This is a genomic window from Providencia sp. NPDC089933, assembly GCF_049545585.1.
GTDB classification, from domain to species: domain Bacteria; phylum Pseudomonadota; class Gammaproteobacteria; order Enterobacterales; family Enterobacteriaceae; genus Providencia; species Providencia huashanensis.
In genome coordinates this window covers 175,990-188,674 of sequence record NZ_JBMWDT010000012.1, presented here as the reverse complement: position 1 = coordinate 188,674, position 12,685 = coordinate 175,990, and the positions used below count along the sequence as shown (strand labels likewise).

The 12,685-nt window shown below is 38.0% G+C and carries 10 protein-coding genes and 2 pseudogenes; 1 reads left to right on the top strand and 11 read right to left on the bottom strand.

The window, feature by feature from the left end:
- Positions 1-77: 77 nt before the first annotated feature.
- The 11 genes and pseudogenes from ACPEH5_RS17225 to ACPEH5_RS17175 form a co-directional block, all read right to left on the bottom strand.
- Positions 78-320: a hypothetical protein gene (locus ACPEH5_RS17225; protein WP_281111071.1), complete on the bottom strand. Its 243-nt coding sequence runs from the start codon at positions 318-320 to the stop codon at positions 78-80.
- The gene (locus ACPEH5_RS17220; protein ID WP_281111073.1) at positions 317-4,156 is read right to left on the bottom strand and encodes a reverse transcriptase domain-containing protein; all 3,840 of its coding nucleotides are present in this window, start codon (positions 4,154-4,156) and stop codon (positions 317-319) included. Before ACPEH5_RS17220 ends, ACPEH5_RS17225 begins: the two co-directional genes overlap by 4 nt.
- A gap of 348 nt (positions 4,157-4,504) precedes the next feature.
- The gene (locus ACPEH5_RS17215; RefSeq protein ID WP_281111075.1) at positions 4,505-5,341 is read right to left on the bottom strand and encodes a DUF932 domain-containing protein; all 837 of its coding nucleotides are present in this window, start codon (positions 5,339-5,341) and stop codon (positions 4,505-4,507) included.
- 13 nt (positions 5,342-5,354) lie between these two features.
- Positions 5,355-5,770: pseudogene (locus ACPEH5_RS17210) on the bottom strand (antirestriction protein).
- Positions 5,771-5,860: 90 nt separating this feature from the next.
- Positions 5,861-6,201 (bottom strand): annotated as a pseudogene (locus ACPEH5_RS17205) (GTPase family protein); the annotation flags it as partial.
- A gap of 137 nt (positions 6,202-6,338) precedes the next feature.
- Positions 6,339-6,551 (bottom strand): hypothetical protein, encoded by a 213-nt coding sequence (locus tag ACPEH5_RS17200; protein ID WP_129466180.1) that lies wholly within the window; start codon positions 6,549-6,551, stop codon positions 6,339-6,341.
- Positions 6,552-6,651: 100 nt separating this feature from the next.
- Positions 6,652-7,029 (bottom strand): hypothetical protein, encoded by a 378-nt coding sequence (locus ACPEH5_RS17195; RefSeq protein ID WP_348638185.1) that lies wholly within the window; start codon positions 7,027-7,029, stop codon positions 6,652-6,654.
- A gap of 169 nt (positions 7,030-7,198) precedes the next feature.
- Positions 7,199-7,828, bottom strand: coding sequence for a hypothetical protein (locus ACPEH5_RS17190; RefSeq protein ID WP_281111080.1), 630 nt, complete (start codon positions 7,826-7,828; stop codon positions 7,199-7,201).
- Positions 7,829-7,938: 110 nt separating this feature from the next.
- Positions 7,939-9,264, bottom strand: a complete 1,326-nt coding sequence (locus ACPEH5_RS17185; protein ID WP_281111082.1) for a WYL domain-containing protein — start codon at positions 9,262-9,264, stop codon at positions 7,939-7,941.
- Positions 9,265-9,831: 567 nt separating this feature from the next.
- The gene (locus ACPEH5_RS17180; protein ID WP_281111084.1) at positions 9,832-10,974 is read right to left on the bottom strand and encodes a hypothetical protein; all 1,143 of its coding nucleotides are present in this window, start codon (positions 10,972-10,974) and stop codon (positions 9,832-9,834) included.
- 232 nt (positions 10,975-11,206) lie between these two features.
- Positions 11,207-11,440 carry a helix-turn-helix transcriptional regulator gene (locus ACPEH5_RS17175; protein ID WP_036970948.1) on the bottom strand — a complete coding sequence of 78 codons (234 nt, stop codon included), beginning with the start codon at positions 11,438-11,440 and terminating at the stop codon, positions 11,207-11,209.
- A 143-nt stretch (positions 11,441-11,583) separates the two neighbouring features.
- Here ACPEH5_RS17175 and ACPEH5_RS17170 point away from each other — a divergent pair, with 143 nt between their 5' ends.
- Positions 11,584-12,330 (top strand): hypothetical protein, encoded by a 747-nt coding sequence (locus tag ACPEH5_RS17170; RefSeq protein ID WP_281111087.1) that lies wholly within the window; start codon positions 11,584-11,586, stop codon positions 12,328-12,330.
- Positions 12,331-12,685: the final 355 nt, after the last annotated feature.

Sequence of the window (12,685 nt, the reverse complement as noted above, 5' to 3'; positions counted from 1 at the left end):
ACCCATGAAAGTTTAAATCACCTCCCACCGGAGGCCTATCGTCAACAGTTAGAAAACTCTAATTTAACGTGTCTCAATTAAAGGGGAGTGGACAGTTCCTCATTACCATAAGCTAATGAAGCATTATTGAAGCAAAGATTTAAGTACTCCTGATATGTGGCGTATGCAGTGGCTCTTCTGGATTCTTCACGGTTTGAGCGAAGCTGTCTTTTTGTATACCACAATGCCCCGAAAGCGATAATAGCCATAATTATATTGGCTGATTTATTCCAAAACTCTAAAGTGAAGAACTGAGCAAAACTAGTATCAAGACAAATCATATTGTATTACCTGCTGGTGGTGTTTTTGTTGGTTTATTGCTTCTCATTGACTTACCATGTTCTCTAAAGTCAAACATGTTCATTTCAAACATAGAAATCGATACTTGATGAGCTCCATGAGTATGAGTGATTAATTTATCGTATCTTTCACGGTAAGGTGCTTTTGCTACAGAACCTCCAAATTCACCACTATTTACGAGAACAATATGTTGATACATATGATAGAACAGTGCATCAGCCATGCTATCAAACGTAGCAATATCTTTATTCATTGCAGATACAATATATGCATGAGATTTACCTTTAAGATCTGCACTAAGCTTAATATCAGTCGCGTCGTAACAAATTGAACCAGTAATTTTAAAACCTTCTTTATTTTTAAATGCAGGATGTATCAATTCAATTATTAGTTGATAAGGTCTCCAAGGTGTAATAAGTCCATGCTCACCTGTAGTCATGTTTTCTTTGCCTTGTAGGCGTTTAATAAAACGGCGGCCAGATACACCTTTGTTAGGGATTATCCAGATCGCTGCATTATTCAAGTCCCGTTTATTATTTATATGGCTGAATCCAACTCCAGAGAAAATTATTGCCCCTGTTTTATCTGAAAGTCTTTCAAGAATATCTATATCATATGTCGATACAGATAGCTCAGGCCATACAATCAGGTCTGCTTTACCTCTCCAGTTTGGTTCATTATTGACGCTATCTATACTGGCGATGTTATGTAATATAAGTTCAGCAACTGAAGCGACATGACGCCTATGCTTGGCTCTATATTTTGGTGTATCTAATTGTAAGCCATCAGTATCAAAATCCTTAACTAAAGGTAGGAGAGATTGCACCATAATTACATTCAAATGTTTTTTACTATCATGCCATGAAAGTTTTACTTTTTCGGTATAAGTCGGAATTTTTGATTGTTTCAGGAATGAATTACCCTGTTCTTTAATTCGGTTATTTATACATTTTTCAAGTTCATTGAGATTCCAAGCTTTAGGCCATGAATACTCATTACCATTACTTTCAACTCCAGGCCATTGTAAAAGCTTAAACAACAAAGTAGATAACCAATCGCTCATAGGAGATTTGCTGTCACCAAATGCCTCAGGTGAATGCATCATTCCAACTTGTCTTTTAAGTAGGTTTGATTTAATGCCTTTGTAAGTACTTTTATTATTGAAGATTGCTGATGAACTAGTCCAATCGATTTTTCCTAGCAAACAACTCCGAATAAACATTCCAATATAGTAAAGTGGTTCATGTTCTTCAGTTAACCAGCATGGCGGTGAGTGAATCATCTCATATTTATCGTTGTAGTACTCAAGTTCAACTTTCAGATCACTAGAAGAATCTAAATACAGTAATGTATCCCAATTTGAACATTCAACTTTTGTATTCACGATGTTTATTGGTTTTAAAAAACTATGCTTATCTATTTCAGATAAAATGGATTGTAAAAGTTTTAATATGCCATTCTCATGTGAAAAAGGATTATTATCTGTTCGTAAAACAGAAAGTAAAGAAATTGATTTTGAATTATATAGAGATAGCTTTCCTTTCACTTTAGAATGATCGCTTAATCCAAGGTAGTCAGTGTATTTTTTAATTCTTTTAACCCATGAAAGGTTCATTTTCTTTGCTTTGAAAAATAGTTCTTCGAAGAGTTCTGGAGCGCTAATAATAATTCTTTCGCACAGATCTCCAAAATTTGTTCTATTGAGTGATGCAGCTTCCCTTTCAGGCTGACATATTGTTTTAAATGAGTATAAAATTGAGCGAAGTACTTTGTCTTTATCCTGCCCTATTTGATAGGCAAATAAAACGGCAGTTACAAAATCTATTTGGCTTAGCTGTAAGTTTACATTGCGAAATCCGTTAATTAGCTGTGTAATTAGATCAAATGGTTCAATACCTGTTGGCTTATCAAGAGCAGAATCATTACGAACTAAACAAAAGAATAAAATTTGCTCTCTGAGTGCCTCACTTAAATTATCTAAGGAATCTATTTTATCGGTGGCATAGTTCTCAAGATATTCAAAATACTCTTTTGGTTGAGAATGAGCAGGAAGTGCCCAGCGTTCTTTTGTATGTATAGTCGTAGCTGAATGTCGGAGTATTTCACTTAGACAATACTCGGCAAAGATGACTAACTCTCTTTCTTCTCGTTTTTGAAGTTCTTCTAAGTTAAGAATTATTGGTCGTAACAAATCAAGATGGGGAAAAAGCTCCAGACCTTTTTTTAGTAAAAGTATAAGAGAAGGATCTTTTGTCCACTTTGAAATTAACTTTCGAGCAATTCTCTCTTGTAAATAATCCCATTCCCCCGGAACAGCAACTCCTGACTGATTAACTTCTTGTGCAATCATATTGCGTTTATGTCGAAGTAGTGTATGCATTTTATTTGCAGTAAAACGAAGGAGAGTATCTTTCCGAACATCATTGAACGTTTTATCAATTAAAGCTAGTTGGTTAGTGAAATCAGGAGTTAACTGATTATCTTCCAGAATTTCTAAATTTAAGTTATCTGATAATTCAACCAAGCCTTCCAGATGGCCTAATTGATCGCTAAGTTCGTTAAAAGTCATTGGACCGCTAACTTTGCTTTGAATTCCTGCTAACTTTGCGGAAATTGCTCCTTCTTTAGCGCTAAATTTTTTGACCTTTGTTTTTTGGGGCTGAAGAAGCAAGTTAAGATCGGATGTATAGGAGTCAAGCGTGGTTGTTATTAGCTCACGTAATTGAGCTTCACTATTTTGTCCTATGTTTACTTTAATAATTAGTCTTAAATCATCAACATAACGGCAAGCATCAATTAGTAAAATACTACTATCTTCATCTAAATATTGACCAATGAGTTTGGAAAGGGACTGATCAAACTTTAAGAGGTATATATTAGCAAAGAATCCACCCGCAACTAATCCTTGGGGAACCCCTTTTCCTTTGCGTAAAGACTCAATATGTTGATTTTTGCAGACATGGTCATACAATTCATAAGAATTTTCTGTCCAACTCCATTGTTCAAATTGTTTTAAAACATGTTTGAGACATTCATCGGGTTCTTCACCTGTGATATCTTCAATTAAGCTAGAAATTTTTTCATTTAGAATATTTCTGTCTATAGAATCATAGAACTTTGAAAAGTCTAAATGGATTTCATAGATTTCTTCTTTGCTTGTTTTAACTCTTTTTGCTTCGCGGCCAAAGTGGATCGGGCCGGCTAAGAACTGTTGGTAATCTTGAAAAAATTTACTATAAGTATTGCTATTTCCCCAAGAGTAGCTCGCTTCATCATTAATGTATTTGCAATGCAGCCTATTACCATAATTGATGATGTTTTTTTCATGGACATCTGAGAATGGCGTTGATGGGTCACCTTGTATAGTCTCAGTTTTATTTGCCAGTAACATCATGAGTGCAGTAAAAAGAGTTTGATCTTCAATTGAGATATGAGCAAGAGGCCTCATTGGTATGAGAGGTATTTTATTGTTTTTTTCCGATTCTCTCTGCTGGATTGGTAACCATGATAGTTTTGACCCATTTGGGTCAATTTTACCTAACAAGTTTGTTTTTACAAATTCCCACGGATATGATTTTGGGGCTGGTATCAATTTTAGATGAGATAACTGAAGCTCTTCCTTCCTTACACCTTGAGATATATTGGAAATTCGAGTATCCAATTCTAATGCTGATTTATCTAAATCAAAATAGTCTGCATAAGAACTTATTGTTCTTATATGTTGCTGCGATTTTTTCCATGCATTCAATAGAATAACTTCATCAGAGAGAAAGTCTTTTGTAGGCAGTAGGTTATTGTATTTTTTGTTTAGTAACATGAGTAACTCAATCAAATAGGGTGTTTCATATCTAATAACAGAACATGATACAGGTTTTACATAAGTTTGATAACTAATGAAATCTTTTGCGCATTTTATATCCCCATAATTAAGTATGAATAGTTATTCAGGAGAAGTTTGATAGTACAACCGTTTATTTATACGTCTGAGCTTTATTGGTCATCTCACTAGCTTGATACTATGGATAAAGCTATTTAATCTTGTTTTCTGCCAAAATAACTATTTATTTTGTTAATGATAGAAATAAGCTTTGCTTAACAAAAAAATAAAGCTATCAACAAATAGATAGCAGCACATCATTTTATGAAAAACAATGTGCTCCCATTTTTATATCCTCTCTCTTCCAGCAAAATGTTCATGCATCTTTTCTGTCATCACCCACAGCGCCTTATTCAATTTAATATCCCCATCAATACCATTCACTGAACGAGTGCGAGCTCGCTTGCCTTTAGCGTTCCGACCTGATAATCCTCCTTTAATTAAATTCTCCTGCAAACGTTGGTATACCGTCCACAGATCATCTTTTTTATCTTCCCAACGGCGAGGCTGTAATACTTGTTCTTCGGTAATCGGTTGATGTTCCTCACCAAAGCGATAAGTTAAAGCCGCATGTGCCAAGGCTTGTTGTGCTGGTGGGGGTAACAAAAGAGATTGCATCTGCTCACGCTTTTCAGCAACCGTATCAAACGTTCCTAGTACCTCATAAGCCCCTTCAATTACCTTGCCAATAACATCGCCTTTATGTGGCACACGCACTTCACCAAACGTATCTCCGCACACTAAACCATTCGAACATACTGCTCTAAAGAGTCCCGGCAACATCTGATAGCTGCTTGAGCCATCATGGCTATTTAAGAGAATAATTTCAGGTACTTGTATTCCTGTAATTTGATCATGTCTTCTTAGCCGTAGCATATGCTTTGTGTGCTCTCGACGACTGGCATCACGTACACGAGTCTGACACGTAAAGAACGGGTAAAAACCTTCTTTTTGAAGACTATCCAATAAGGTAATGGTTGGTATGTAAGTGTAACGCTCACTTCTGGACTCATGTTTTTCTTCAGAGAAAACACTCGGTACAGTACGAAATAATTCTTCGATGGTAAGTGGACGGTCACGACGGATACTATTAGCAGAACCAAAGCGCGAAGCTAATAAACTCATGATAGGCTCCTGATTAATCAATTAAGTGAAAAATGGCAGCGGATTCGGAATGTTGTGAAGCGTAGTCACGCAACTGATAAAAGCGGTCGCACATCACTTCGCTTTCTGTTTGGAATGACCAGATGCTGTACAAGACCAGACACACCGCAATCCCTGCCGCTTCTTGGCTCACGATGGCCTCATTGCCGTTGTGCATGTTGAATAGCGTTAAGGTGTCTGCGTTGATATCGGGGTAGAGCCATTATTGAGCGAGCCATACTCCCAGTAGCCGCCATGATACTCATCACAGAATTGGCCCATCGTGGTGAAGATCACCACTTCAAAGGTAGCCCAGCCTTTTACTGCACCAAAATGGTTGAACCAAAAATCAAGGCGTTGTTCATCAGGGACTAATTCCATTGTGATAGCGGATTCGGTTGAATGATTCATAAGTTGATACTCCAATAAAAAGAAATAAAAAGCGCCAATCCCGTTAAGGACTGGCGCTTGATGTCATCAATGTTGTATTAATGTAAGAAGTTAAAAGAACAGGCTCCACAGGGAGTTAGCAACGGATACGATGCTATTTTTGACAGTACTGATCGTATGTTTTATCAGTGGGGGAAATGGAATGATATCGACTATGGTATTGATGGTATCACTGATAAGTTGTTCAAAATCATTAAGTAAAAGGATTTCTACAGAGATGGTTCTATAAGTTGAGTGTAGCTGCCTAGCGATGCTACTACTGACTTTTGCGGGTAATACCTGCATGAGTTGGTCTGTGAATTCAGTAGTTGATAGTCTTCTATCGCAGATACGACCATCACAGAATGATGTGACTTAAATGTGGTAATCACTGCTTGTATTTTTATATCAAGTTAGTAACTTATTTAGGGGTGGCTGGTGGTACTCCTTATCTCGGTCAAATATCTCGAGAACCTATCAGTGGCTTCAATGACTTTCAGGGGACAGGAGCAGCGATTCAGCTCGTTTGTTGTAACAGCACTTAATGGCATCAGACACTGTCAAGGATCCGCAGAATACGAGTCATCAACGCAGTTATCAACTCGGTGAAAAACACCGTAACTGCTTCTCTGGCTATATTGATATAATCGTCATCATAGCCAGCGTGGCGAAAGTGAATTTCAATAAACTGCTGTGCCTGACGGGCTCCGTACCCGTTAAGAACCTTGCCTAAGGCAGTGATAAGCATTTTCAAAAAGGACATAGTGAAACCTTAGAGCTACCAGTAGTAGCCTGCAATAAAAAACGTAGGGGGATGTGAGCACATCCGCTTCAGACAAAACGGATGTTGTGAGGCGTTGATATTAATCCGCAGTGAGGGTTGTACAGACTGACATATCAGCGAGTACCTTATGAATATTTCTGGCGGAGGGTGTGAAACGGGCTACTTTTTTGTTGTTAATCCAGACTTCAAACGATGTTGCTTTTCTAACAGCATCAATGAATGATATCCATGCATTATCCCCATTACGCCAGCCTAAAGACTGAGGAACACCATACTGTTCATCGCCGGTAACCAGCGTGATCTGGGTATTTTCGTCATGTGAACTCAGTATTCTTCCATCCGGCAATGTGACCAGTACACTGTGTTGTAACACCTGAGTATCATCGGGATTACTGGTACAGCTGATATTCAACTCAGTATCCTGTGAATCAGTGATGATATACTCAAATACACCCATGCCGTAGCCGGAACCCCAGATGTTGGGTACGGCATAAGCGGTGGGGACAGCACTCAGCAGCGTAGCTGTGAGTGCAAGAGATGATAATATTTTCATGGTCTTTCCTTAATTATTACCGATAATTTAAATAGTTAATGACAGTATTTATATTCAGAGCCTTACTCCTGATTTATCGTGCGCGAAACATAGACAGAATATCGATAGAATAAAAATTATTTAATGATAACTCTCCCCGCTGAGCTGCATACACTCTTGTTATAGGGCGTAATAATTTATCTCCAATATGATTAATTACCCGGCTCACCTCTGGCGTATTACTGACTTCAGTCACCACCTGTCCCTTTGACTGATAGAGAGTATATTCTACCGTACCCGTGACTTGCCTAGTGTTTGCCATATCAATAGCGGTTTTATTCACATTTGCGATAAAACTTTTATTACTCTCGTAGCTGGATTCTTTCATCGCCCTTTGGTTAATGTCATCAATCCGCTGTTTTAAATTGTTATTTTCATCATCGGATAGCATGGCTGTGAGATGTACCTTGCAAGTTAACGATTTAACATTCGGATTGCTATCAATAGCGATAGGGTTATCCCAAGTTATCTTCACCGCATGACTCGTTAAACCAGACTGACCGTATGGGCGGAATGTTCTGAAGTCGACTTTATTTACAGCGTTACTGACAATAACCTCGTTAACTGATTTTAGTACCTCTTCGTTTTCACACGAAAAATTATCTCCACATCCCGTTAGGGTAGAGACGACGAGAAGAAATATCGCTGATTTAAACATTTTCATTTAATAATCCTTGATCAGAATAAATTGATTTTTTGAGGGGTAGGGTGAGCAGATATTTCATTTCTTTTTTTTTAAAAGATTTTGAATATACCTGCAGAGTAACAATGAATTTATTTATGAATAATCCCGCTGATGTAATCAAAATGAGGAAGAGCACGCATAAATCTCGGATCCTGCAGGATACGATCAATATGCCTGTTCCGTGCAAAACTGCTGGCGGTCATCACCACATCGGTAATTGCTGAGAGGGTAAAAACCTGAATACGATCCTTTGATACCGCCGCCAGATACCACTCTCCGTCGTGGCAAATGAGCCTGTAAGGTGCGATTGATGACTGAAGATGTTTCCGATGCAGAAAACGTATAAGACGGTTACGGATGATGGACTGAACAATGACCTGAAAACCACCAAATAATTCAGGAGCCTGCCGTGGCGGATCATTCCAGATAATACAAGGTGAGTCCTGACGGTTATCGAGTAGTACTGAAAGCAGTTTAGGATCCAGAACCGGAAAATAATGTGCCACGCTGGTTATCTGGGCAAAGCGTAGAATATCACTATTGGTTCGGAAAGGTCCTCGTGCATCACGGAGACTAACGTGACCGTCGATATATTCAGTGTCGAGATAACGTAGACGCTCACGCAGGTCGCGCTGCACCGTGCGGCCAGAAACGCCAAACTCTTGTGCCAGTTGACTAATGTTGAGTGATTCCCCCATAAAGAGGCGGCTGACAAGTATAGCAAGACGTATGGCTAACCGGTCATAGCGGTGTTCCTGTTTAGGCATGATAAGTGCTCCCTGCAGAAAATAGCCGGACCAGCCAGCGGTCGGCAAAAAGTGGATTAACGGGAAATATGTCACTGATAGAGTGAGGTCACGATAATGCAGACCAGTATGGTGATTCGGTACGCCGAGCCAGAAATGTTGAAAATCATTTATGCTGAAAAAAGAGGTTCGTAACTCTGCCTGTACTAACATGATGGTAAGTTGATGTGTTGGATTGGTCAGATCAAGTCGCATATTGCGGGAAAAGGTAGCCAGCTCTTCTTGGGTCATCTGGTCCAAGCTCTTCCCAAGTGCCTTCAATAGCAGAGTGAGTTCAATGGCTTCGGTGGAATTTTTTACGTTGTAGTTCACCTCGAGCTTGTCGTATTCATCTTCAAGGATTTCCCTGTAAGCTACTCCTTGCCGCAGAAGGGCCAAACTCATCAAGGTATTCACGCCATAGCACTGAATCTCAGCAGCTATCTGTTGCCAATAACACCGATGTTCAGCTTTTAGTAAATGGTACTCAATGGTGCTGGTTAAGCTCTCAGCCCTAAGGGTATCACCGTCACGGGGGGCTGTGGTAAGAATGAAAGCCAGCGATTGCAGTTTTTCATTGCTACATTGGCCCAGTAGATGTAAATCAGGAGCGTGGCGGTAAACAGCCATTGCTTGCCCTCAGTCAGTATGGTGGAAAGACCATACTGTAAGGGAGTGTGTTGCGCAGATATGTCACTGAAAATGGCTAATATATGTTCTATCCTGAGGAGTATGGACAAGGTGTGTCTGAGAATATAGAAGAATTAACAGATAATTTTTAGCGTATATGGATGTTAAAAATATAATTCATGAGTTATTTTATTTATCAGTTAGTACTTATTCATAGTGGTAATATATATTTGAAATTTTTATGGTTATACATAAATTATAGTTTTTTAATTTTAATTATTATTAATGATTAATTTTTGGTTTGTTTTTACTCGACTGATTTTAATATTACTTCATATCTTGCGATGTTGGTTTTTATTAAATTAGGACTGTTCTGTATTTGAGTTAGCAAGAAAGATGGCATTGCAATATGCTTTGCCATCTCTGTAAACTTTTAAATTCAGACCTTTTTGAGTTAAGATAAAGTCGGATATTTCCATCTTGCAGTTTAAATAAAGCCGGTAAAGTCGGATGTAAGTTATCAATAGCAAAGTATTACTTGTAGATATTTGCTTAAAGCTCTTCTTACTATGGGATGACTAAAAAACCATGCTTGTCAAGTGGTGGCTCTGAAAAAAAAGAGTTATAAAATATATTACATGCTTCCTGATCATGTAAATCCAGATTGAAATAATTGGTCATATATTGATCTAGTATGCTTTGATAATAACCGTAATTTAAACTCTTTTTATCTTCTGCCTGACATATAATGTCTTTTCGTAGACCGGAAAATATATCAATAAAATGGTCTTTATCTCCATTTAACATGGCGTGAAAAGAAGCAACAGCAAATAACTCATTTGCAGGACCAGCGGATATATATGAACTATTTTCAATATGATTAATTGAGTCTCTAAACTGTTCAAAACCTAGGCGCCATGTTTCTGCCTTTAATAGCTTTAGCAATGGTGGATGAGTATATATATTAGTACCAAATAACCTATATGATGCCTCGGCGGAAGCAAAAGTTACCTGTTTAGCCGAAGATAGAGCTTCTTGTACTTCAATCTGTCCATATTGCTCTATAAGTGCCTTTAAAAGCGTGGATTTGACAGGAGTAGGTGGTCTTGCCGCCTTAATACCACTAAGCTTTTCACTAAAATTATCAGTAGGTACAGAGTCTTTCATCTTTCTGTTAATCAACGCTGGGGCAATAATTATATTTCCTACTGTATTACTCCCACCTTTGGAATTAGGATAAATATGACATAATTCTAACTCAACCCAAGGAATAAGACGTTTTATAGAGTCAGTAACTCTGCGTCCATTTATTGTGTTATATGCCTTCTGATGAGTTGCTTTACGCTGGTATAACCAAATAAGGTTAGTAATATCATCCGGGCTGTTGATACTCCCCAATCCTAGAGGATTATTTTTGAGCATAGACTCTACATTAAGCCAGTAAGAATGTTTGACTAGATTAACAATGCCATTATCATCTATCAATCGTTTAGCTTTATTACGATGCTCATTACAGCAGTAGCGATGATTACGGGTATTAAATAGACTGTTACCACAAGGTGGATATTGACATGTTAATCCCTGCTTAATTACTCGTCTATGTGCATAGAACAATTTACGTTGGTAATGGTCAGAGCATAAACGTAATTTACGCTCATCAGGTAGTTGGCCTACTAAGGCTTTACAGTTATTTCGTTTACAAATAGCCATGCTGAACTCTTATTAAAATAGTTTATATTGGCTGATGAAGTAAGAGTTTTTACAAATATCAATAAGCATAAATATATTAATTAATAGGCTAATGTTATTCACTTCAATTAATAAGATACATCTGTCCCAAATGAAGTAGAAATACACTAGCAAACCAATAATTAATTTCATTGAATTAAATTTCTTATTCATCAGATTTTATTTACTAAGTTGGTGGTATGTAATTCGATATTTACGTCGGTTCGGCAATAGCAGATGCTGATACCAAATGGCGTTTCAACAACCATTCATCCAGTTCAGACTCAAGCCAACCGACAGACTGTATACCCAGACGATATTGTTTGGGAAATGTACAGTCATAGCGTGGTGACTTTGGATTGAGCCAGTCATAGATGGTTGAACGGGCGATACCAAGTTTGTCCGCGACTGCATTCATACGTAAGATTTTTATGGTTTGTGTCGTCATATACGTTTGTTCCTATTAGGTCCTGTATGGATAGGACTACAAAGTTACAGGGAGAACTTGTAAGGTGAAATATGTGAAGGCATGTATTAAAATACATTTACTATATGTATATTCACTTTCCAATAAAACTATTAGGTAACAATATGATGAATGAAATCTATGAACGTATAAAAAGTGAATTTGATTCATTTATTACTAGATTAGATACAAGAGGAATTCGCACGATAGAGATACTTGATGAAAAGGTAGTCCAGGAAATGGAGTGGATACGTCTAAATTATGATGATCTAAACCAGGCCAGAGAATACATGAAAAATAAATATAGTGATATTTATCATCGTGTTAACTTACGCATAAACTACGATATAAACGGCTATTTGTATTGGGCACGTCTTAACTTTTACTGGGGAGAACATGAGTGGGATCAAGGAGAGCAGACTGAGGGAATATGGTTTATGGTACAGGCTACAAGAGCTCTTGCTTTATGGCAGGGGTATCTTGATGGATTGGATCGTCGTGAGCATGAGGAGTCGGTACAGCAACGACGGAAAAGTAGTGGATCTAAAGGTGGTTTTAAACGTGCGGGACGTTATCAGCCCGTGAAAGAGGAACTCATAAGGTTGCTCAAAGAAGAAAAGCCTGAAACGGGTTGGAAAACAAAGCGTGACGCTGTTGATGCTATAGAACCCAAGCTGTGGCGTTTTATTGATGGCCCTTATAGAAAAGCATTTAACAAAGAAAATATACAGCGCCGTAAGGCCTTTGAACTAGAAAGAAAGCCTTTCAGCATGGTCAGAGAAAGTTTAGATCGTACTATGCTGGACTGGTCAAGGAATGATGAAGCAATCAAAAATGCATTTCAACAGGTTGTTGTCAGGAAAAGTAAATAGGCTTATGAGATAGGTGAGGAACAATATTGTGTAATAAGAGCCATTTTGAATTTATTTTCTGATGGGGATTTTTAGCGAAACAGTAATATAAATTGCCGTGTCGATTCTTATTCAACTTAATTGCTCTTAGTTCAAGGGTTGTATGTTAGAAGGAATTGAGCTTGCGCTGCGGCGCTAAATTGTTACAGATTGGCGTATCACTTATATGAACTGAGATGAGTTACAATTGTCCACTTTCCCTAAAATAAGGCAGCTATAATTAGATGACCAGGTATGAGTGAGGAGCGAAAGTTGGCACAATGGTGACGCGTTAACTAGTAAAGGCTTCCTCAATAGTGAAGTGTCCGACAGAATT